This window comes from Kribbella sp. NPDC048837 (assembly GCF_055586945.1).
In genome coordinates, this window is the sequence record NZ_JBVJHF010000001.1 from 837,498 (window position 1) to 857,917 (window position 20,420).

20 protein-coding genes and 1 pseudogene are annotated in these 20,420 nt (G+C 69.1%); 9 read left to right on the forward strand and 12 right to left on the reverse strand.

The genetic code is table 11. From position 1 onward, the window contains the following. Positions 1-29: 29 nt before the first annotated feature. From ACZ6O0_RS03940 to ACZ6O0_RS03960, 5 genes are read right to left on the reverse strand one after another with little or no spacing between them, the layout of a single operon-like run. Complete coding sequence (locus ACZ6O0_RS03940; RefSeq protein WP_465763297.1) at positions 30-971, reverse strand: alcohol dehydrogenase catalytic domain-containing protein; 942 nt, start codon at positions 969-971, stop codon at positions 30-32. After that, complete coding sequence (locus ACZ6O0_RS03945; protein WP_465763298.1) at positions 968-1,777, reverse strand: carbohydrate ABC transporter permease; 810 nt, start codon at positions 1,775-1,777, stop codon at positions 968-970. Before ACZ6O0_RS03945 ends, ACZ6O0_RS03940 begins: the two co-directional genes overlap by 4 nt. Continuing rightward, entirely contained in the window at positions 1,774-2,649 is an 876-nt protein-coding gene (locus tag ACZ6O0_RS03950) for a carbohydrate ABC transporter permease (RefSeq protein ID WP_465763299.1), read from the reverse strand. Before ACZ6O0_RS03950 ends, ACZ6O0_RS03945 begins: the two co-directional genes overlap by 4 nt. After that, entirely contained in the window at positions 2,649-3,995 is a 1,347-nt protein-coding gene (locus ACZ6O0_RS03955) for an ABC transporter substrate-binding protein (RefSeq protein WP_465763300.1), read from the reverse strand. Before ACZ6O0_RS03955 ends, ACZ6O0_RS03950 begins: the two co-directional genes overlap by 1 nt. Further along, positions 3,983-4,981 carry an alpha/beta hydrolase gene (locus ACZ6O0_RS03960; protein ID WP_465763301.1) on the reverse strand — a complete coding sequence of 333 codons (999 nt, stop codon included), beginning with the start codon at positions 4,979-4,981 and terminating at the stop codon, positions 3,983-3,985. Before ACZ6O0_RS03960 ends, ACZ6O0_RS03955 begins: the two co-directional genes overlap by 13 nt. Before the next feature lie 130 nt (positions 4,982-5,111). Here ACZ6O0_RS03960 and ACZ6O0_RS03965 point away from each other — a divergent pair, with 130 nt between their 5' ends. Next, the gene (locus tag ACZ6O0_RS03965) at positions 5,112-5,735 is read left to right on the forward strand and encodes a TetR/AcrR family transcriptional regulator (protein WP_465763302.1); all 624 of its coding nucleotides are present in this window, start codon (positions 5,112-5,114) and stop codon (positions 5,733-5,735) included. Between the two features lie 2 nt (positions 5,736-5,737). On the opposite strand, the gene lhgO is transcribed toward ACZ6O0_RS03965, so the two are convergent. Next, a complete protein-coding gene (lhgO, locus tag ACZ6O0_RS03970) occupies positions 5,738-6,931 on the reverse strand; it encodes an L-2-hydroxyglutarate oxidase (protein ID WP_465763303.1) in 1,194 nt (397 codons plus the stop codon). Positions 6,932-7,012: 81 nt separating this feature from the next. Beyond that, positions 7,013-8,590, reverse strand: a complete 1,578-nt coding sequence (locus ACZ6O0_RS03975; RefSeq protein WP_465763304.1) for a M48 family metalloprotease — start codon at positions 8,588-8,590, stop codon at positions 7,013-7,015. 134 nt (positions 8,591-8,724) lie between these two features. Here ACZ6O0_RS03975 and ACZ6O0_RS03980 point away from each other — a divergent pair, with 134 nt between their 5' ends. Continuing rightward, positions 8,725-9,348 (forward strand): RNA polymerase sigma factor, encoded by a 624-nt coding sequence (locus ACZ6O0_RS03980; protein WP_465763305.1) that lies wholly within the window; start codon positions 8,725-8,727, stop codon positions 9,346-9,348. Continuing rightward, positions 9,329-9,790 carry a hypothetical protein gene (locus ACZ6O0_RS03985; protein ID WP_465763306.1) on the forward strand — a complete coding sequence of 154 codons (462 nt, stop codon included), beginning with the start codon at positions 9,329-9,331 and terminating at the stop codon, positions 9,788-9,790. The genes ACZ6O0_RS03980 and ACZ6O0_RS03985 overlap by 20 nt, the downstream gene beginning before the upstream one ends. Positions 9,791-9,797: 7 nt before the next feature. Here ACZ6O0_RS03985 and ACZ6O0_RS03990 read toward each other — a convergent pair whose 3' ends face one another. Further along, the gene (locus ACZ6O0_RS03990) at positions 9,798-12,383 is read right to left on the reverse strand and encodes a CHAT domain-containing protein (RefSeq protein WP_465763307.1); all 2,586 of its coding nucleotides are present in this window, start codon (positions 12,381-12,383) and stop codon (positions 9,798-9,800) included. A 98-nt stretch (positions 12,384-12,481) separates the two neighbouring features. Between ACZ6O0_RS03990 and ACZ6O0_RS03995 the strand changes: the two genes are divergently transcribed. The 4 genes from ACZ6O0_RS03995 to ACZ6O0_RS04010 all read left to right on the forward strand — a co-directional run bounded on the left by ACZ6O0_RS03995 (position 12,482) and on the right by ACZ6O0_RS04010 (position 16,543). Next, positions 12,482-13,987 carry a S8 family peptidase gene (locus tag ACZ6O0_RS03995; protein WP_465763308.1) on the forward strand — a complete coding sequence of 502 codons (1,506 nt, stop codon included), beginning with the start codon at positions 12,482-12,484 and terminating at the stop codon, positions 13,985-13,987. 118 nt (positions 13,988-14,105) lie between these two features. Further along, complete coding sequence (locus tag ACZ6O0_RS04000) at positions 14,106-14,681, forward strand: dihydrofolate reductase family protein (protein ID WP_465763309.1); 576 nt, start codon at positions 14,106-14,108, stop codon at positions 14,679-14,681. 207 nt (positions 14,682-14,888) lie between these two features. Continuing rightward, complete coding sequence (locus tag ACZ6O0_RS04005; RefSeq protein ID WP_465763310.1) at positions 14,889-15,947, forward strand: PASTA domain-containing protein; 1,059 nt, start codon at positions 14,889-14,891, stop codon at positions 15,945-15,947. Next, the gene (locus ACZ6O0_RS04010; protein ID WP_465763311.1) at positions 15,944-16,543 is read left to right on the forward strand and encodes a hypothetical protein; all 600 of its coding nucleotides are present in this window, start codon (positions 15,944-15,946) and stop codon (positions 16,541-16,543) included. Before ACZ6O0_RS04005 ends, ACZ6O0_RS04010 begins: the two co-directional genes overlap by 4 nt. Here the strand turns inward: ACZ6O0_RS04010 and ACZ6O0_RS04015 are convergent. From ACZ6O0_RS04015 to ACZ6O0_RS04025, 3 genes and pseudogenes are all read right to left on the reverse strand, one after another. After that, positions 16,526-16,831, reverse strand: a pseudogene (locus ACZ6O0_RS04015) (ester cyclase); the annotation flags it as partial. The gene ACZ6O0_RS04010 and the pseudogene ACZ6O0_RS04015 overlap by 18 nt on opposite strands. A gap of 58 nt (positions 16,832-16,889) precedes the next feature. After that, positions 16,890-17,717 carry a nuclear transport factor 2 family protein gene (locus ACZ6O0_RS04020; RefSeq protein ID WP_465763312.1) on the reverse strand — a complete coding sequence of 276 codons (828 nt, stop codon included), beginning with the start codon at positions 17,715-17,717 and terminating at the stop codon, positions 16,890-16,892. Between the two features lie 81 nt (positions 17,718-17,798). Continuing rightward, positions 17,799-18,122 carry a plasmid stabilization protein gene (locus ACZ6O0_RS04025; RefSeq protein ID WP_465763313.1) on the reverse strand — a complete coding sequence of 108 codons (324 nt, stop codon included), beginning with the start codon at positions 18,120-18,122 and terminating at the stop codon, positions 17,799-17,801. 108 nt (positions 18,123-18,230) lie between these two features. On the opposite strand from ACZ6O0_RS04025, the gene ACZ6O0_RS04030 reads away from it, so the two are divergent. Continuing rightward, positions 18,231-18,710 (forward strand): DUF6328 family protein, encoded by a 480-nt coding sequence (locus tag ACZ6O0_RS04030; RefSeq protein WP_465763314.1) that lies wholly within the window; start codon positions 18,231-18,233, stop codon positions 18,708-18,710. 272 nt (positions 18,711-18,982) lie between these two features. After that, entirely contained in the window at positions 18,983-19,165 is a 183-nt protein-coding gene (locus tag ACZ6O0_RS04035) for a hypothetical protein (protein WP_465763315.1), read from the forward strand. Here the strand turns inward: ACZ6O0_RS04035 and ACZ6O0_RS04040 are convergent. Next, positions 19,135-20,385: an MFS transporter gene (locus tag ACZ6O0_RS04040; protein ID WP_465763316.1), complete on the reverse strand. Its 1,251-nt coding sequence runs from the start codon at positions 20,383-20,385 to the stop codon at positions 19,135-19,137. The two genes, ACZ6O0_RS04035 and ACZ6O0_RS04040, sit on opposite strands and share 31 nt — an antisense overlap. Between the last annotated feature and the right edge of the window lie 35 nt (positions 20,386-20,420).

Here is a 20,420-nt window from a genome sequence, read left to right on the forward strand (position 1 = left end):
CTACGGGACCACCACATCCCCGTCGAGAGTCACCGCTCTCCCATCACGATCAGCGCTTTGACGAAACCGTCTGGCTTGGCGCGAAGATCGGCGTACGCCTGGTCGACAGCGTTCAGCGGATAGCGGTGGGTGAACAGCGAGCCGTAATCGATCCGGCCGCTCGCGGCAACGTCGAGGCCGCGACGGATGCTCTCGGCAAGTTGCCGCTCGTCGCGGACGTGCCCGTTGACCACTTCGAGGGCCTTCCAGTTCCAGGCTTGCATGTCCACCGTCCGCCCGCCTTGGTGGTAGCCGACGATGTCGAGCGTTCCGCCTTGCCGGGTGAGCGCGGTGGCCAGATCGAGGCCGCCCTGCGTGCCGCTCACCTCGAAGACCACGTCGAACGCGTCGCTCACCTGGGCCAGGTCGTCGGGGCTGGATGCGGAGGCGCCGTACCTCACCGCGGCCTGCCTGGCATCCTCCCGTCCGTCGATCGCGACGAGCTCGCCGATCGGGCTGGTGGCGAGGAGCTGGATCAGGCAGAGGCCCATGAAGCCGGCCCCGACCACGGCGACGCGATCACCGGTGTCGAGGCGGGCCCGGCGCAAGGCCTCGACGATGCAACCGAGTGGCTCGCCGATGCCGGCTTCGTACGTGAGGCCGGGTGGTACGACGACGGCGTACTCGGCCGGTACGACGATCAACTCGGTGAAGGAGGAAGTCCACCGGCCGGTGACGAGGTCGCCGACCGCGATCTTCTCGACAGACCCACCGACCTCGAGGACGCGGCCGACGGGCTCGTGCCCGAGGGTTCTCGGCGCACCCTCGACCGGACCGCTCGACCAGGCCGGCAACTCACTCGCGCACAGGCCGTTCGCGATCACCTGGACCAGCAGTTCGTCAGGCCCCGGCGCACGGACGTCGATCTCCTCGAGCTTCGAGGTCGCGGGCGCGACGAGGACGCTGTGGCGGGCTACCTGACCGAGCTTCACTTCACGGCTCCTTGCATGAGTGCTTTGACGAAGTTGCGCTGGAAGATCAGGAAGATCGCCAACGAGGGCAGGATGATGAGCAGCGATCCCGCGCAGAGCAGCACGATGTCGGTGCCGTACTGACCCTGGAACGCGCCCAGCCCGCCGGCCACGGTGCGTTTCGTCGGATCGTCGACGAGGACGAGCGGCAGCAGGTACTGATTCCAGCTGGCCAGGAAGAAGAGCACCGACAACGCGGACCACGCGGACGTGGCCAGCGGAAGGTGGATACGCCGGAACGTCTGCCAGGAGCTCGCGCCGTCGACCTTCGCTGCCTCGGTGAGCGCCGGCTCCGCACCGAGGAAGTGCGCACGCATCCAGAACACACCGAAGGGCATGAGCAATCCGATCAATGGCAGCACGATTGCCAGCCGTGTCCCGAGTAGTCCCATGCTCTTCAGGTCGTAGTACAGCGGGGTGATGAGCGCCTCGAACGGCAGCGTGAGTCCGATCAGCAGCAGGCCGTAGATCGCCTTGCCGAAAGGCACGTTCAGCTGGGCGAGCGCGTAGCCCGCGGCGGTGGCCATCGCGACCGTGGCTGGTACGACGCCGAGCACGATCAGCGTGCTCGAGCGGAACAGGGCGAGGAAGTTCGCCGCGCTCCACGCGTCGACGAAGTTGTGCCAGTGCGGATCGCTCGGCCAGCTGAGGCCCTGCGGCGTACTGCCCGGCGCGGCGAGGGCCGTGGTGAACATGCTCAGCAGCGGCACGATCGCGAACAGCATCAGCGCGAGCAGGATGCCGGTGCGGGTGAGGCGCTGGGTCATCGCTCCCTCCCGAGCCGCTGGATCGGCCAGATGACCACGAGGACGAGCGCCGCGAGGAACACCGCGAGCGCCGAGGCCTGGCCGACGTGCTGCTGCAGGAACGTCAGCCGGTAGATCTGCACGCCCGGCACCATCGTCTGGTAGCCGGGGCCGCCCTGGGTCGAGATCTGGATGACGTCGAAGCTCGCCAGCGCCGCGATCATCGTGAACGTCGTACACACGACGAGCTCCCGCCGCAGCCCGGGCAGTGTCACGGCGAAGAACTCGCTGATCCACCCGGCGCCGTCCAGCTTCGCCGCCTCGTACAGCGCCGGATCGATCTTGCCGATCCCCGCGAGCAGCAGCACCGTGCAGAAGCCGAGCATCACCCAGACCCCGATCACACCGACCGCGGGCAAGGCGAACGTGAAGTCACCGAGCCACGCCCGCGTGTGCCGCTCGAGGCCGACCGCGCGCAGGACCTGGTTGACCAGCCCGTTCGACGAGTACATCCAGGTCCAGGCGATACCGGCCGCCACCAGCGGCAGCACCTGCGGGATGAACAGCACCACGCGCGCCGTCGTACTGAAGGCGCCGGGCCGGAGTTCGCGGATGAGGGAGGCCGCGACCAGCCCGAGCCCGACCGGGAGGACCGTGTAGAAGATGATCAGGATGAAGGCATGCTGCACGGAGTGCAGCAGCTCCGGCCGGGTGAAGATCGCCTTCCAGTTGTCCAGCCCGGCCGGGGTCGCGCGGCCGATGCCGTCCCAGTCGTAGAACGAGTACTGGACCGACTGGAGCATCGGGAAGAGCACGAACACGGCGTACATGCCGAACCCTGGCGCGACCCAGAGCAGTGCACTCCAGCGGCGGCCCCGCCGGTTCGCCACCATCACCTGCCCAGGTCGCGCGCGTAGTCGGACTGCACCTTGGCCGCGTACGCCGCCGGTGTCGTCTTGCTTGCCAGGAGCAACTGTGTCTGCGGGATCAGGCTGTTGACGTGGATCGAGGCCGTCGCGTCGGCCATGAAGCCGACCAGCCCGTTGCTCTTCAGCAGTTGCTGGAACGCGCCGACGGTGGCGGCGACCGCGGATCCCGCGGGCGCGGTCGGAGCCGCGGCGTCCGACGGTCCCGCGGGCACCAGGCCGCCGAGCGTCACCGTGTCCTGGCGCGCCTGCTGGTTGGTCTGCACGAAGTCCAGGAACGCGGCCGCGACGTCGGCGTGCGGCGACTTCGCCGGGATCCCCAGGTTGGCGGCAGCGGTCATCGCGTACGACGGACCGCCCGCCTCACCGGCCGGGAACAGGAAGAACCCGAACTGGCCGGCCCCGGCCTTGTCGAGTCCCGGCGCCTGCCAGTTACCGCTCGGGAAGAACACTCCGTTGCCCTTGGCGAACTCGGCCGGCGCCCGGGTCTGGTCGATGTCGTTCACGTCGGCCGGCAGGTAGCCCGCCTGGCCCCAGCGCTGCAGCGTCGTGGCGGCCTTCACCGTCGCCGGGTTGTCGATACTCGCGCCGGGCTTGGCGTAGTTCCAGTCTTGGACGGCCTGCGCATCGGCCTCGGACGACATCACCAGGTTCTGCAGTGGGTAGACACTGCCGCCGTCCTTGCCGTTGATCATGATCGGCTGCAGCCCGGCGGCCTTCGCCTTGGCGAGCAGCTGCTCGAACTCGGCCACGGTCGCCGGTGGCTGCGTCATGCCGATCCGCTGCGCGAGCGCCTTGTTGTAGTACACCCCGGTCAGGCCGAACCCGGCGCCGGCGGCGTAGAGCGAACCCGTCCCGCGTTCCTTGCCGTCGGCCCCGACCCGGGTGGAGGCGAACTGCGATTGCGGCCACTTGTCCCACCCGTACGCCGCGGCGTACGGATCGAGGCTGGTGAGCAGGTGGTCGTCGATCAGGTTGCCGAGCTGCGAGACGCGGACCAGGTCGGGCACGTTGCTCCCAGCAAGGATGTGGGCGATGTTCGTGGTCAGGGTGGCGTAGTCCTGGTTCTCCACCTTGACGGTGACGTTGGGGTTCTTGGCATGGAACAGCTCGCCGAGCGCGGTGTAGAACGGGACGTCGACGCCGCTGTTCACCAGCAGCTTCAGGGTGACGGGTTCGGTCCCCACGCCGGTGGACACCGGCTTGGACGGTGCCGGCCCGGCCTCGGAGTTCCCGCCGGGTGCACAGGCCGTGAGGAGCAGAGTGGCGGCCGCTACCACGGCGGCCATGCGGTACTTGGTCAGCGATCGCACGAGAACTCCTTCGAAGACTGGGTGGATCGGAAAGCACGACGTACGGCGTCGCCGGCCACGCCGATGGCGTGATGTGAGTCGGTCATGACGGTGAACATCTCGAAGAACCCGTGGATCTGGCCCGCGTACTCGGTCAGCTCGACGGGGACGCCGGCCGTCGTCAGGCGCCGGGCGTAGTCCTCGGCCTCGGCGCGGAGGAAGTCGTGCTCGGCGGTGATGACCGTCGCGGGCGCGACGCCGTACACGGACTCCGCATGGAGCGGCGACACGTACGGCGCCTTGCGCGCGGCCGGATCGGGGACGTACGTGGTCCAGATGTGCTGGAGCCGCCGATAGCTGTTGGCGCCGAAGCCCGGTCGGCCGGCGAAGCGCGCGTACCGCTGCCGGAACGCGAGCTTGTCCTCGGTGTCCTCGGTGCTGTCGAGCACCGGGTAGACGAGCAACTGGGCCGCCAGCTCAACGCCTTCGTCGCGGGCCTTGAGCGCCACTGCCGCGGCCAGGTTGCCGCCCGAGCTGTCACCCCCGACGGCCACGCTGTCGAACATGCGCCGTGCCCAGGTGACGGCGGTCCAGGCGTCGTCGAAGCCGGCCGGGAAGGGATGCTCGGGCGCCAGCCGATAGTCGATCGACAGGACGGCGCAGCCGGCCCGGTTCGCCAGCGCGCGGGCGACACAATCGGCGGTATCGAGGTCGCCGTGCATCCAGCCGCCACCGTGAGCCCAGACCAGCACCTCTCGTTCGCCGCCGGCGGGGCGGTAGAGCCGGCCCAGCACGCCGTCCGCGTCGACCGGCTCGACGGATGCCACCGGCGAGGGCTCGCCGCTGACCGCCAGGACCTTCTCCCGGGCGTCCGCCCGGACGTCCGCGATGTCGGCGCTCCACGGGTCGGGTGACGAGCCGGCTGTGTCCAGGAAGGCCCGGACCTCCTCGTGCGGCCGTGGCGGAGGGTCCTCGACGCGGGATTCCCGCCCGAACGCTGCGCTCATCGGGTCCGTCCTTTCGGTTGCCGTCATTCCAGACTGAGTACTCAGTCTGTTTTGCAAAAGCTACCGAGTACTCAGTCGGTTGTCTATGCTTGGCGGCAACCGTCCCGGCCCACCACGAGGGAGATCGACCGTGCCCGCTTCCCAGAAGCCCAAGACCTCGGCCAAGGGCCTCGAGACCCGGGAGCGGATCGTCGACGTCGCCGTGCGCTTCATCGCCCGCAACGGGGCGCGCGGCACCAGCCTGGCCGACATCGCGGCCGAGGCGGGGGTGTCACAGACCGGGTTGCTGTACCACTTCGGCAGCAAGGAGGCGCTGCTGAACGCCGTCCTGGACCGCCACCTCGCCTTCACCGAGGAGTGGCTGTGGGGCGACGGGCCGGATCCCGGCGTCAAGATCGTCGACATCATCGCCCGGCACATGGCGAGCTGGCCGAGCCAGCACGACGACAAGGTCTACAGCCTGCTCGGCATGAACACCGTCGTCCTCGGCGAGAACGTCTCCCCCGACACCGACCTCCACCCGCGCCTGGTCGACGGCTACCGCACCACCATCGAGCGCGTGACCGCCACGCTGCGCTCCGCCCAGCACCGTGGCGAGATGCGCGCCGACATCGACCCCCAACTCAAGGCCATGGAGATCATCGCGTTCTGCTACGGCCTGGAGGCCGCCTGGCTGGTCAACCCGACCATCCCGGTCGCCGACGCCGCCACCACCTGGGCCGCCCAGCAGACCACCCAGATGGCAACGCCCTGAGGTCAGGCGCGGTCGGCGGAGAGTTCTTCGGCGATGCGTTCCCCGATCTTCAGGCAGGCGGTGGCCGCCGGCGAGGGAGCGTTCAGGACGTGGAGCGTGCGGCCGTCGCGGAGGAAGAGGAAGTCGTCGACGAGTTTGCCGTCGCGGGTGACGGCTTGGGCGCGGACGCCGGCGCCGGAGCGGCGTACGTCGGAGACCCGCAGCTCGGGCAGCATCCGCTGGGCCTCGCGGACCAGCGCCCGGCCGGTGAGTGAACGCATGATCTCCTTGGCGCCGGTCCTGGCGTAGCGCCGCGCGAGCTTCCACGAGCCGCGGTAGAACATGGACTCCCGCAGATCCCGAGGCACGATCTTCGACCACGAGTAGCCTTCGCGCGCCAGGGCCGGTACGGCGTTCGGCCCGACGTGCACCGTGCCGTCGATGCCCCGGGTGAGATGCACGCCGAGGAACGGCAGGTCGGGGTCGGGCACCGGATAGACCATTCCCCGCACGAGGAAGTCGCGCTCGGGGACGATCTCGCTGAACTCACCGCGGAACGGCAGGATCCGGACACCCGGCTCGAGTCCGGAAGCCCGCGCGAGCCGGTCGCTGTGCAAACCGGCACAGACGGCGACACGATCCGCCTCGATCACGTCGTCCGTCGTACGAACGCGGACGATCGAGCCCGCGTTCTCGATCGACGTCACCGTCACCCCGGTCCGGATCTCACCTCCGGCCGCGCGGACGTCATCGGCCAGAGCATCGGCGACCAGCTTGAAGTCCACCCGGCCGGTCGAGTCGACCGCTAGGCCACCTTTCACGCGCAAGTGCGGTTCGCGCTCCGCCACCTCGTCCAGCGTCAGTCGCCGGACAGGCACGCCGTTCTCCCGGCCGATGCCGAGGAGGCGGTCGAGCTGCGGCAACTCGGCCTCCGTCGTCGCGACGACGAGCTTCCCGGGCACGTCCACCGGGATGCCCTTCTCGTCGCAGTACTCCCGCAGCGCCGCTCCCCCGGCCACGGCCAACCGCGCCTTCAGCGATCCAGGCTTGTAGTACAGCCCCGAGTGCACGACCCCCGAGTTGTGGCCGGTCTGGTGCGCAGCGACCGTCGCCTCCTTCTCCAGGACGACGACCGGCGTCGCGGGATCGAGCCGCTGCAAAGCCCTCGCCACGGCCAGCCCGACAATGCCCCCGCCGACCACGACCGCAGACCTCATCCCCGCTCCCATCGACTCTCCCAACCCGGATCCTGCCCAAAAGAGCCGGGACAGGTCCGGATAAATACAGTTCCGGGAAGCCTAGGAGATGACGGCGTGCTCCTCCCACCAGGCGTAGAGGTCGTCGATCTCGAGGGCCCGATCCTGCGCGATGGCGAGGACCGCCGCGTCGTCGGTGCCCCAGAGTACGGTCGCCTTCCCCGAGCGGGCCGTGTAGCAAGCCAGCGGTCCGCGGGTGATGCTGTTGGAGGTCCAGGTCGTCCGGTGATTCGAGCCGGTCTCGCAGTCACCGGTGGCCATCCGGCCGACGTACCTGCCGAAGGCCGCTCGCATCGTCGCCTGGCTCGGGTAGGCCAGGTAGCTCACCGTCTCGGGTGCCGAGGACCCGGTCGGGGTGCAGACGACCACGAGCACGACACCGTCGTTGCCGGGTGTGCCGGTGGTGCAGGTCGCTCGCAGGTCCGCCGGCAGCCTCGCGATCAGCACGTCCGCCGGGTTCAGCGTCGGCACGACGGGGGTCGGGCTCGGCGTGTCGGTTGGCACGGGGTCGGGATCGCTGCCCCGGTTGAAGTAGTCGTAGGCGAAGTTCGCGACGCCGGTGTCCCGCACGGTCAGTCCGGTCGAGATGCCGCCGATGAGCAGCAGGACGGACACCACGATGCCGATCGCCGGAGCCGCTCCCGTCGTTCGCCGGCTTCCGAGCTGCGCGAGTACTCCGTCGAACTCCCGGGTGGCCGGGTCGACCTCGGCGCGGAACGCGTCGAATGCCGCGGGCTCGCGCTGAGCGGCGAAGGACAGCAGCTCGAGGTACCTGCTGGTCGCGTGCGGCGAGAAATGGAGCAGCTGCGAGACCCGCAGGAGCTTGCGACGCCGTGCGTGCAGGGACTGGGCCACGAAGCCGCCGGGCCGCACATGGGTCGCGATGTCCTTGCCGACCAGGTCCTTGTAGAACGCCTGCAGGCTCACATCGAGGTCGCCGCAGCAGGCGAGCGCGATCCGGTCGCCGGTGTACACGGTCGCGCGGTACCACGGAGCGACGAACGGCCCGACCAGCCTCGGCAGCACCAGACCCTGCAGGATCGACAGGATCAGCGACCAGACCGTGTGCCGTGCCTTCAGCGCACCGACGTACGTCGCCAGCAGGAAGACGAACTGTCCGCGCTGGCCGTCGTCCGACAGATCGCCGATCACGTCGCCCTCGACCAGGATGAACCGGACACCGAAGAAGCTGATCATCGCGATCGGCGCCGACGACTCGCCCAGCGTGCGGCTGGTCTTGTTCACCACGAAGATGTCCAGGCGGCCGTCGTACGCCAGCCGGTCGCGGACCTCGCGCACCACGTCGTCGACGTCGGGCAGGGTCGCGGCCGATACGTGCACCGCGTTCGCGAGCAGGTGAATTCGCAGCACCATCTGCAGCACGCGGACCATCAGGACGAGCAGTACGAGGAAGAGGATCACCAGCGCGATCGCGAGGGCGTGCCCGGTCGACAGGAAGACGAACACCGCGCCGGCGACCACCGCCGTACTGGCGATGCACGCGAGCGCGAAACGTGATCCCTCGGTCGGATGGCGCAGGCCGCTGACATCGACCTGGTCCGGCCCAGGTGCCCGCGGCGTGGGTGCGGGCGCCGTTGTGTACATCGGCGGTGTGCTCATCGGTCCCCCTGAGAACGAGTCCTCTACGGACGGACCCGCCGCGGCGCCGTCCAGATACCTGCTGCCGAGATGTATCTGGGAGGCGTGTTTTGTGGTCCGTTCCAGTAAGAGCCCTGAACGGCAGGGGAGCTGGAATGGTGGATGAGGTGTCGCCGGTCACAGCTTTGGTGACTGCGGCGGCGGAGGGTGAGCAAGAGGCGTGGCGCGAGCTCGTCGGGCGGTACGCGCCGTTGCTGGTGTCCGTCGTCCGGCGGTTCCGGCTGACGCCGAGCGAGACCGACGATGTCGCGCAAACCGTTTGGCTGCGGCTGGTCGAGCACCTGGACAGCCTGCAGGAACCGCAGGCGATCCCCGGGTGGCTCATCACCACCGCGCGGCGGGAGTCGATCCGGTACCTGTCGACCAAACGCCGGCTGCGTCCCGACGACCCGCTCGATCCCGAGCACCAGTCGGTCGCGGCCGACACCGGTGAACCCGAGGCAGACCTGTTCCGGGCCGAGCGGCACGAGGTGCTGCTCGCCGGGCTGGCCGAACTGCCGGGCCGGCAGCGCGAGTTGCTGTTGCTCCTGCTGGAGGACCCGCCCCCGTCGTACGTCGAGATCAGCAGGCGCACCGGGATCCCGGTCGGCAGCATCGGGCCGACCCGGTCCCGCGCGCTGGAGCGGCTCCGCCGGTCCGAGCCGGTCAGGGCGTACGTCGAAACGTCGGAGCGGTCCGGCTCGTCGGGAGGTGATCGGCATGACGCGGCGCTGGGATGACGACGACCGCCTTCTCGCAGACCTCGCGGAGGCTCTCCGCGACACCGCACCGCTCGCCCAGAACATCGCCGAGCATGCCGACGACGCTCTGACCTGGCGAACGATCGACGAGGACCTCCTCCGGGCGATCCTGACCTTCGATTCCTCGCTGGAACCGGCCGCCGCGGAGACCCGGGCCGCCGAACCGACCGACACCCGGCTGCTGGTGTTCACCTCCACTCCCCTGTCGGTGGAGCTGGAGGTGACCCAGGCCGAAGTGGTCGGCCAGATCATGCCCCCCGGCGCGGCCGAGATCCACATCGAGACCTCCGACGGCGTGGAGTACCACGTCACCGCCGACGATGCGGGCTTCTTCGTGCTGCCGTCGCTGCCGCCCGGCTCGGTCCGGCTGCGCTGCGACACGGCCACCGGCAGGGTGGTCACCGACTGGGTACGACTATGAGCGTTGCTCAGGCTCCGAGGGCGATGAAGGACTGCGCGGCCGTACGCGCGAGCTGGCCGTCACCGGCCGACGCCCGGGCCTGGGCGAGTGCCTCAGCGAGACCGTCACCGACCCGCAGCCGGCTGTGCAGCCCGAGCATCAGCGGCACCGTCGCCGGGTCGTTCACCGGTACGACGCTCGCCACCACCCCGGACGACCCGAGCGCGACCAGGGCACTGACCAGCCCGAGCAGCTCGTCCGCACCACTGGGTCCGCCCAGCGCCGAGCTGCAACTCGACAACACCACCCGGTGTGGTGCCCGCTCCAGCCGTTCGAGGTCGTACACCGTGAGTGGCCCGTCATCCAGCTCGAGCGCCGAGAACAGCGGACTGTCCGCGCGGAACCTGCCGTGCGCCGCGACATGCACCAACGACGCCCCGTCCATCGCTTCGAGCACTGCTTCTGCGGTCGCATCGCCACCGCTCAGCACGACCGCATCCGGATACAGCTCGGCGAGACGCCGTACCTCCTCCGGTCCTGTCGACAGCTGCGGACCACCGATCAGCACCACGCGCTCGGTCACCGGCGGCGCGGCGTTCCGTGCGCGCAACCAGGCCGCGGCCGACGGGGCCACCGATGTCGGCCGGTGCCGGAGCGACGGCAGCAGGCTCCACGGAACCGCGTGCAGCCGGCCGGTCGGTACGACGACCACCGGGCCGTCGTCCAACTGGTTGACCACCTCGCCCAGCAGGGCCGTCTCGAGCCGAGCACCGATTTCGTCCAGGTCGAGCTGGTGCGTTCTGTGGCCGGTCGCCTCGCGTCGCAGCGCGAACAACGCGTGGGAGAGACGATGAGTCGCCAGCGCAGTGGGCCCCACCAGCTTGAGGCGAACCCGGCCGTGCGCCGCCACCAGGGCGTACAGCTGGTCGTCGACATCGGTGAGCTCGACCAGGCTGCGGTCTCCGAGCTGATCGAGCAGGTCGGTACTGCGGAAGTGGTCCGGCCGGTCGCCCGTCGTACCGGGCGTCAGCAGGACGCGGCGGCGTACGACGGACTCGAGGCGGCGGCGTTCGCGATGCAGCGGACCGGATCCGAGCCGCTGGTCGTCGTAGCTCGCCTCGAGCCGATGGGTCAGGTTGCGCAGCGCGGCGAGATCGGCGACCAGGTCGTCGTCCTGCTGCGGGCGAACGGGTGGGATCGCGAGGACCGTGGCACGCCAGCGCTCGCTCCACTCGAGGACCTGGCGGGCGTTGCCGCGCTGGACGGCGTACCGGAGTGCGATCGAGGCGAGCTCGGCGCCCTGGGCGGTGGCCAGAACCCGCAGTTCGGTGGCGCCGAGGGTGCGGACGTAGATCTCGATCAGGCTCAGGCCCTGCCGGCAGGCGGCCAGCATCGCCCGCGACCGGCCGTCACGCTGGTTGAGCGTGGCTTGCGCGAGCCAGCCGGCGCCCTGCGCCCGCAGGCTGCCGTGCCGGGCTCCGGCCGCGATCTTCAGGTGGCGTCTGGCCTCGGCTTGATCGGTCCGCGCGAGTGCGAGCCTGCCGGTCAGCAGGTGCGCCTCGACCGCGAGATCCCGGTCGAGCCCGTCGAGCTCTGCACTCACTCGTTGGCCGGTGTGCAGCAGTCGCGCCGTACGGTCGCCGCCCGCGTAACGGGATTGCAGCAGCGCAAGCTCCGCACGCGCCGCCCACCACGGACGCTGCTGGCGGCGGAGCAGCTTCAACGCGACGCGGCTGCGAGTCTCGGCCAGATCCAGCGCGCCGACCGCGTGCGCTGCCAGGCCGGCGCAGTACAGCAACTCCGCTCGTCGCGCTGTCGAGCCACGCTGCTGCTCGATCCGGTCGAGCGCGCTGTTGATCTCGGTCAGTGCGTCGCGCGTCAGGCCGGCGGCGAGCAGCACCAAACACTTGTTGGCGAACAGGTCGGGCTCGAGGACGCCGAGCTCGTCGACCACGCGTTGGGCGTCGTCGAGGTACAGCATCGCCGTCGGCAGATCGCCGCGGGCGAAGGCGGCGGCGCCCCGCGCCTGCCGGGTGTCGGCGTACTCGACCTGCTGACCGGCCTTCGCGAACAACTCCTCGCTGCGGGCGTAGTCCTCGTCGGCGCGCTCGATCGCCCCCATCGCGAGCAGCACCATGGCCCGGTGCGTCAGCGCCCGAGCCTCCCAGACCAGGTCGCCGGTGTCGCTCAGCAACGCCACCGCCTGCTCCGCGTCGGCGAGCGCCTCGTCGTACTTCCCGAGCACCGCACCCCACACCCAGACCCGCCGGATCAGGATCCGCCCGGCAACCACACCCGTCCGCCCGGGCGCGATCGAGTTCAGCGCGGCCACGCCACGCTTGGTGTGCCCGGCCATCACCAGAGCCACGCCGAGGCTCGCCAGAATGTCCGCCTCGTGATCGCGATCCGCCGCCTGACGAGCATGCCGGTACGCCGCCCGGAGCTCCGTCACCGCCTCGTTGATGTCCCCGAAATCGCGATGCACGACCCCCGCCGCCTGATGAGCCGCCGCGGCCTCGGAGTGGGACGGAGAGTTGGCGAGCACCTCACGAGCGATCCGCAGCGCGTCAGCAGGCCGCGACAACGCAAGCGCATGCAACTCGTCGGCGTCCACAACACGAACCGCCCTCCCCTGACCCGACCACCTACCGATCGTAATACGCCGCCCCTGTGCATTCTCCGGAATTGTTCGACCATCGAGGAGCGGACGAAATGCCAACGCAAAAACGCCTCAACGAAGCATTGCACCTGATTCTGGACGACCTCGACGAGCTGGAACGCCCGAGCCGTCGCAAGAAGCGAGGTAACGGACACGAGCGGTGGCACGGCACCGCGGCCGCCTACCCGGAGAACTGGGAGGAGCTCGGGTACGTCGAGTACTTCTACCGCCGCGACACCATTCTCACCCGCACCGAAGACATCCCCCTGGTGGTCACCGCTCTGCGAGGAGCGATGCCTGATGAACGGAAAGCGTCGAAGAGTGACGCGGTCGACGAGGCGATCATTCCCTTGGACGTAGCCATTCACCGGTTGCCCGTGATCGACGGTGTCACCGGCTTGGTCTGGCGCTATGGCATTCCCTTGGCAGCCGTGGGCAAGCCTGGTACGTACGGTGGTACCGAGCCCGGTCCGGACTGGGACGGCAGCGTCGACGATGATCCACTCTCGACGCCGACCGTTCTGCGCAAACTGGAGGAGGTGCTGGGGCACGGGAAGGTGACTCCGGATCATGCGCTGCCTTTGAACGGCAACGGGCATCCCTGTCCGGCGACGGAGCCGGCGGTTGTGCCGGCGCAGTCGATGAGTCCGGTGCCGCCGGTCAGCGACGGGATCTGTTGCGGGAAGCACGGATGGGACGGCCGTGACGTGATCGTCGGTGTCGTGGACAACGGTCTGCTCGAGGACGCGCCGCGGAGGTGGCCCTGGATGGCGGGCGTGTGCGGCGACACCGAGGTCCCGTTCGGCGGGCTCAACGGGCACATCCAGCCGTACGCGTGCCATGGGACGTTCGTGGCCGGCTGCGTACGCTCCATCGCGCCGCAGGCGAAGGTCTGCGTCAAGAAGGCGGAGTACATCGAGAACCGGCGGTGCCCGGGGATGGCGTACGAGCACCAGATCATCCGGCGGATGAGCGACCTGCTGGACCATGGCGCGGACATCATCGTCTGCGAGTTCGACGGTTTCACCCGGTTCCATCGCCCGATGCACACCTTCACAGCCTTCTACGAGAGGCGTTTGCGCTATGTGAACGCCGTCGTCGTGGCGCCGGCCGGGAACGACACGACGCAGCTGCCGACGTTCCCGGCGGCGTACTCGTGGGTGATCGGTGTCGGCGCTCTGTCCGCTGACGGCAACAGCCGCGCGGACTTCTCCAACTACGGCGGATGGGTCGACGTGTATGCCCCGGGCGTGGACTTGGTCAACGCATTCGCGGTCGGCGACTACACCTGCATCGAAGAGCCCCACATCAATGAGGTAAGGCATTTCGAGGGGATCGCGAACTGGAGTGGGACGTCGTTCTCGGCGCCGTTGGTGGCGGGGATGATTGCGGCGCGGATGTCGGCGACAGGTGAGAACGCCCCGCTGGCGGCGGACACTTTGTTGCGGTTGGCACGTAGTCAGGCGGTGCCGGGCGTCGGGCCGGTGTTGTTGCCGCATCAGGTGTGTGGCACTCCCCGCGAGCACTGCCGGCCGAGCTGTGATTGCGGGCGTTGTTGAGATGCCGAGGATGTGACCGGCGTCACATTCCACGTCGTGCAGGGTGATGTCGAGTTCGGCTGGTGTTGTTCGATGCACTGACGACAGCACTTCGAGCACACCAGCCAAGGAGCATCCGATGCGTACTCTGATCGCCACCGCGTTCGTCTCCCTCGACGGCGTCGTCGACTCCCCCGGCGGGGAGGCGGGCTACCGCAACGCGGGCTGGACGTTCAAGGACATCCCGTTCGACCCGGCCGCCTACGAGCTCAAGGGCCGCGAGCAGACCGAGGCGGCGGCCATGATGATGGGCCGCGTCAGCTACGAGGTCTTCTCGCCGGTCTGGCCGACGATGACCGAGGACTTCCCGCTGTACATCACCATGCCGAAGTACGTCGTCTCGACCACCCTGAAGGACGAGGACCTGGTGTCCAACTGGGGCGACATCACCATCCTGCGTTCCCTCGACGACGTCGCCGCCCTGAAGGAGACCGAGGGCGGGCCGATCATCATCCACGGCTCCGCCACCCTGGACCGCAACCTCTCCGACGCCGGCCTGATCGACCGCTACCACCTCCTGGTCTTCCCCGTTCTGCTCGGCGCCGGCAAGCGCCTGTTCAGCGACACGGACAAGGACAAGCAGGGCCTCACGCTGATCGAGAGCGAGTCCTACCCCAACGGAATCCAGAAACTCGTGTACGACGTCACCCGCTGAGCCCGGCGCCGGCAAGCTGATGTTGTGGGGCGGGAACCCGTAGCCCGCCCCGCAACCCGTATCAAACTCGTCGGCCGTGGGGTCAGACGGGTGTGACACCTCGGGAAGGCTTCAGGATTCGTCCCCTAGTGCGCCTGATCGCCGCTGCTGGGGTTCTCATCGCGTTGTCGTTCACGATGGTGCCGACGCTCCCAGCGGACGCCGGGAATGGGCACCCCTCGCCTCGGATCCGAGAAGTACACCTGCACGCTGTTGAACGACATGCCGTCGACTGTCGACGAGAACGCGGTCGTGGTCGCCGAGCAGGAGATGCGCGGCAGGCCGTATCACGGCGACGTTGCCCCGGTGGTGGGCCTCTGGCTCGGTGTGGTGCTGCCTGACCTGGTCGGCCAGAACCTGGGTGCCGCACGTGAGGTGGCGGAGCGGCTCGCGCTCGTCGTACGACCGTCCGCCAGAACGGCGGCACCCGACTGGATCGTCGCCCAGCAGACCCCCGCCGTGCACGGGTACCAGGTGTTCGGGCGGGCGGTCGAACTCGTCCTCGAGGAGCCCGTCCGGCCGAAGGAGGTCCCAGATCTCATCGGGCGCACCGAAGACGAGGCGAAGGCGCTGGTCAAGGCAGCCGGACTCGTCTACGTTCCGCGAATCGTCCGGAACGGCAAGCGCCCCGGCCGCGTGGTCAGCCAGGACCCGCAAGCGAAACGGCTCGTGCCCGCCGGCACCAAGGTGACCGCCGACATTCGGCGCGGCTCCGCGGAGAGTGTGCCGGTGGGGACAGTGGGGCCTGATGTTGTCGGCAAGCTTGAAGTCCCGGCACGGACAGCGATCGGGGCAGCTCGGCTGAAGTTCCAGCCCCGCGTTGTCCGGTCCGGGACGGCGGCGGGGATCGTCGTGAACCAGCGCCCGTCGCCCGGCACCGTCGTCGACATCGGTACGGTCGTCACGGTCGATCTGAATCGCGAGCCGGCGCGGGAGCTCGTACCGGTTCCTGACCTGGTCAACCGCAGTGAGGACGAGGCGCGTGGCGCGGTTGAACGCGGGCCGTCTTGGCTGCTGCCGCTGCTCATCGGAGCCGGCGTACTCGCGGCCGGGACTGCTACGCGCCTCCAGCACCGGCACCGCCCCCGACTGCCTCAGATCACCGCCGTCGGACGGCCACTTACCCCGACCAGCCCGAGCATCCAGGAGTCCGGCCCGGCACACCGCATCACCGTGGAGGCCCACCTCGACCGCGGGCAGCAGCACCTGCAGGAGGACAAGTCATGACTACCGGCAACCACCACGCGACGATCGTTTCCCTCTTCTCCGAGGCCCGTCAGGACGCGTCGACAGAACTCACCAACCTCGTCTCGACAACCGGGGTCCTCAAGGTCATGCCACAAGTCGGTCCGCTGGTCTCGGGTCCCGTTGCCAGTGCGCTCGCCAAGGCGCTCGACGAGGACCTGGGCACCCCCATCCTGTGGGCGTGGCAGACGCAGCGCGAACTCAAGGAGGCGGCGAAAGCCACACTGGCAGGCACCGGATCTCCGGAGCACGTCAGCTTGGCAAGCCACAAGATCTCGTCGATCCATCACCCCGAAGTGGAGGTGACCGTCGACGCACAGGCACCGATGACCGTCAGGTTCGATCTCACCTTGCTCTACGCGCTGGACGCCCTTCTGCTGACTGTCGAGAGAGGTCTCCTCGTGGGCCTGAGCCCAACCGAATGCTCGGTCACCATGACCTTCGGTGCCCGTGGCATCAACACCACCCGCTCCCGCAAGTACACCCTCCCGGAGTTGATCCACGTGCAAACCGGTCTACGGCTCCTGCCGGAGTCGGCCTACACGCCCGTCGGTGCCGAGTCAGCCGGCCGCACCTAACTGGCGGAGGAGGGATTGCTGGTCGACCAGGCCCCAGTGGTCGGTGATCTGTCCGTTGGTGATGCGGACGATGTCGATGACTTCGAAGCGGACCTTGGCGCCGGTGGGTGGGATGCCGAGGAAGTCGCCGGTGTGGGTGCCGGTGAACGCCTTGTAGGTAACGACTTTCCCGGCTTCGGCGACCTGGTCGAGGATCTCGGCGCCGAAGTCGTCGAAGGCGGCGTGGAACAGGTCGAAGATCGCCTTCACCTCGACCGGGCCGCCGGGAGCGTCGGGGAACATCCGAGTGTGGTGGACAAGCCCGACATCGCGGACCCGTACGAGAGGTGCGAGCGTCCTGCCCCGCTCAGTTAGGGGCCGGGGGCTCCACGTCGTCGTAGATTCGGACGGCGGTGAGGAGGCCGTCCGGGCTGCGTTCGTACACGGCGATGCCGGCCTGGGGCGGTACGGCGTGGGTCCCCCACGTGACGCAGTTGTACTCCAGGGCGCAGCGGACGCCGTCGTCGATCATCGTGCAGTTCTGGAGGCCGATGCCGCCGCCGGCGCTGAAGGTGCCGGTGTAGAAGGAGCGGAGCTCGTCGGCGCCGCGGTGGATGTAGTGCGGTCCGATCGGCTCGGCGACGTACCCGTCCGTCACGAAGGTCTTCACGATCGAGTCGGTGTCGCCGCCGGCGAGCGCGCCGAGATAGCGGCCGACGACGTCGCCGGGCGCCGCGTGGCCGGCCTCGAAGACCGGTGGCCGCACGTGGCGCCGGCCGTCGACCGGCCACTGGCTGCAGTAGGTCCGGAACACGACCGATCGATCATCAGGTGACTCGGCAACGACCGCCATCGGCCAGGGCACCTCGCGGCCGTCGTGACGCACATGGGCCAGGAGCTCGACCACGGCGCGCGGGCCGACGGTGGTCTCCGCCACGGTCTCGATCCGCGCCTGATGCTCGGCCAGCCACTCACGGTTGTCCCGGACGAAGGTCCGCAACTCCCGGTGACCGCGCACCACCCCGGCCCGCGGGTCGTGGACCACGACCTCACCCGGCCAGACGGTCTCGAGCGCGTCGGCCCGGCCGTCACTCAACGCGATCAGGTACTGCGCCACCGGATCAGCCTGCCCGGCAGCACGCATCTCCCGCCGCGCCAGCACGGCCGCGCTGCTGAACTCCGGGAACCACGGCATCTCCGCCCCCTACTCGCCAGGCATCACGATGCACGCTACCGCCAACGGACAGTCATCGGGAAACACCCCGACGCCGAGCAGCTACCGTCCGACCGCCTTCGCCAGCTGGGCCTTGGTCATGGTCGAGCGGCCCTTGATGTTCTTCTGCCTGGCCTCGTTGTAGAGCTGCTCCTTGGTGCGGCCCTTCGCCCCGCTGTGCGAGCGCAGACCGCCGCGGCGGCTCGACGAGATGTCGTGCGTGGAGGACCGGCTCTTCTGCTTCGACTCCCCCGCGCGCGCCCGCTCCTTGTTCACGGTGCGTGCCGCGATCTCCTCGGCGATGTCCTCGCTGCGGCCGCTCTTCTTCAGTCCGGCCTTGATGTGTTCGTACTGCCGCTCACGCTTCCGGCTGGAACCCGCAGGCATCGTGCACTCCCTTCACTCACGCGCCCGGTACCCCCAACCCTGACAACTACGCCTGCTCTTTGGGTACTGGGTACCTGACCGCCCACCCGCAGACGTGAGGAAAGAGAGATGGCCGGCCTGAGGTACGAACGTGACGAAGAGAACGCCGGTGCGCGGCTCGACCGCCACTGGAGCGAACTCCTGCAGGAGCTGCGCCTCGCGCAGACCGGCACCCAGATCCTGTTCGCCTTCCTGCTGACCATCGCCTTCCAGAACCAGTTCCAGGCGGCCGACCGGTTCACGCACTACGTGTACGCCGTGACCCTGACCACGTCGGCCTTCGCAGTCGCGCTGTTCCTGGCGCCGGTGTCCTTCCACCGCATCCTGTACCAGCAGAAGCTCCGCGACCGGCTCGTCGAGATCACCCACCGCCTGATCAACCTCGGACTCATCTTCCTGCTCGCCGCGATCGCCGGCGGCGTCCTGATCGCCCTCGACGCGATCCTCTCCCGCCCGGTCGCCGTGACCATCCTCGGCGCGGTCCTGATCTGGTTCGTGATCTTCTGGTACGCCCTCCCCGCCTACGTCCGCCGCACCGCCCGCCCGTGACCACGGATCACCAACTCCGCGACCGGCGACCCCGGTCTGTAACGTCCTGTGGTCGTTGGCCGATGTGGTGGGTGAGGCGGTGGGGCGGTCGGTGGTTCAGGGGCCGGTCCACGGCACTGTCAACGGGGGTTGGTCGCGCGTGAGGCCAACGACTCCAGGTCCCGGTGTTCAGAACAGCAGCTCCGGGGCCGTCCAGTTCGTCACGGGCCGGCAGCGTCGCCGGCGGTTTCGGGCTGGAGTCAGCGAACGATGGCTGGGGGGAGGACCCGACGATGTGTGCGACGACGCAACGGCTCATCACGCTGCTGCGCATCCTGGAGCGCGAACCTGCGCCCTTCGGCGTCCTCGGCGACGACGCCGTACTCGATGCCTGGTTCGGAAGCCGCTCCCCGCTCGCCGGGCACACACCGCGACCCGATCCCCTTCAGGACGTGCCTGAGCCCGTCTCGCCGTGACCCCGCCGGAGCCGGAGCTGGGCAACGAGACTGATCAGGGCCAGCAGCACCGTTGACGCGGTGTACAGGGTCACGGCCGGGATCTCGCCGAGCGGGCCGGCGAGTTGCCCGGCGATCACGATCGGCACGCCGAGGGCGACGTACGAGACCAGGTAGATCCCCGCGACGACGGCGGCCCGTTGGTGCACCGGAGCGAGCGGGAAGATCAGCCGCAGCGCGGCCGTGAATGCCGCGCCGAAGCCGACACCGGCCACGGCCTGACCGAGCATCATGAGCGGCAGGCTGCCGGCGAGAACTCCGCCGATGATGCCGACGGCACCGACGATCGACGCATGGATCCCGATCCTCATCGCCCGCCGTGGCGCGACGCTCGCGAAGGCCAGGCCGACGACGGCCGACGCCGCCGGTGCGATGAATCCGGCCACGCCGTTGAGCAGGCCGCTGTTCAGGTGGAACACGCTGCACACCATGCTCGGCGCGAGTCCGCCGGACAACCCCGCCAGCATCCAGACCGCGGCCACCACCGGTGCCGCGGCAACGAACTCTCGCCGCGTGGCCGCAGGGAACGCGATCCGCGGGATCAGCGAACGAACCGCGCCCGGCACCCGCGACACCGTCTCCGGCGACAACGCCGCGACGACGATCCCCGCAGCGGTCAGCACAGTGAGCGCGATGAAGACGATCGAGTTGGCCGAGCTCGTGAGCTGGATCGCCAGCCCCGCCAGCAACGACCCTGCGCCGAGCCCGCCGGTGAGACCGACGCTGCCGAGCACCGCGCCCAGCCGCTTGCGGCTCGGCGGCGCCAGCTCGACGAGCGCCGCCGTGAACGCCGACGTGGCCGCCCCGCTCGCGACACCCTGCACGATCCGCCCGGCGATCACCCACCCGACGTCCGAAGCGGCCAGGAACAACAGATTGGAGGCGATCTGGACGATCATTGCCCCGATCAACACCGGTCGCCGGCCGACGTGATCGGACAGCGAACCGAAGGTGAGTACGGCGGCCAGGAAGCCGACCGCATAGACGGCGAAGGCCACCGTGAGGACGGCCGGCGCGAAGTTCCACCGCTCCTTGTAGACCACCAGGAGTGGTGTCAGCGCACCGGCCGCCAGATACAGGCTGGTGAACGAGATCGCCGTACCGGCGACCGCGAGGCCGGCCGATAGCGTGGGACGGCGCCGAGTTGCGGGCACGTCAGTACGAAGCTGTGTCGACAGCAAGAGAAGCTCCTTCGAGAAGACCAGGCGCGCTGGTC

Excerpts from the sequence above, each read along its gene's own strand:
- ACZ6O0_RS03945 (WP_465763298.1), bottom strand. The coding sequence starts at position 1,777 with ATGACCCAGCGCCTCACCCGCACCGGCATCCTGCTCGCGCTGATGCTG.
- ACZ6O0_RS03950 (WP_465763299.1), bottom strand. The coding sequence starts at position 2,649 with ATGGTGGCGAACCGGCGGGGCCGCCGCTGGAGTGCACTGCTCTGGGTC.
- ACZ6O0_RS03960 (WP_465763301.1), bottom strand. The coding sequence starts at position 4,981 with ATGAGCGCAGCGTTCGGGCGGGAATCCCGCGTCGAGGACCCTCCGCCA.
- lhgO (WP_465763303.1), bottom strand. The coding sequence starts at position 6,931 with ATGAGGTCTGCGGTCGTGGTCGGCGGGGGCATTGTCGGGCTGGCCGTG.
- ACZ6O0_RS03975 (WP_465763304.1), bottom strand. The coding sequence starts at position 8,590 with ATGAGCACACCGCCGATGTACACAACGGCGCCCGCACCCACGCCGCGG.
- ACZ6O0_RS03980 (WP_465763305.1), top strand. The coding sequence starts at position 8,725 with ATGGTGGATGAGGTGTCGCCGGTCACAGCTTTGGTGACTGCGGCGGCG.
- ACZ6O0_RS03985 (WP_465763306.1), top strand. The coding sequence starts at position 9,329 with ATGACGCGGCGCTGGGATGACGACGACCGCCTTCTCGCAGACCTCGCG.
- ACZ6O0_RS03995 (WP_465763308.1), top strand. The coding sequence starts at position 12,482 with ATGCCAACGCAAAAACGCCTCAACGAAGCATTGCACCTGATTCTGGAC.
- ACZ6O0_RS04000 (WP_465763309.1), top strand. The coding sequence starts at position 14,106 with ATGCGTACTCTGATCGCCACCGCGTTCGTCTCCCTCGACGGCGTCGTC.
- ACZ6O0_RS04005 (WP_465763310.1), top strand. The coding sequence starts at position 14,889 with ATGGGCACCCCTCGCCTCGGATCCGAGAAGTACACCTGCACGCTGTTG.
- ACZ6O0_RS04010 (WP_465763311.1), top strand. The coding sequence starts at position 15,944 with ATGACTACCGGCAACCACCACGCGACGATCGTTTCCCTCTTCTCCGAG.
- ACZ6O0_RS04020 (WP_465763312.1), bottom strand. The coding sequence starts at position 17,717 with ATGCCGTGGTTCCCGGAGTTCAGCAGCGCGGCCGTGCTGGCGCGGCGG.
- ACZ6O0_RS04025 (WP_465763313.1), bottom strand. The coding sequence starts at position 18,122 with ATGCCTGCGGGTTCCAGCCGGAAGCGTGAGCGGCAGTACGAACACATC.
- ACZ6O0_RS04030 (WP_465763314.1), top strand. The coding sequence starts at position 18,231 with ATGGCCGGCCTGAGGTACGAACGTGACGAAGAGAACGCCGGTGCGCGG.
- ACZ6O0_RS04035 (WP_465763315.1), top strand. The coding sequence starts at position 18,983 with ATGTGTGCGACGACGCAACGGCTCATCACGCTGCTGCGCATCCTGGAG.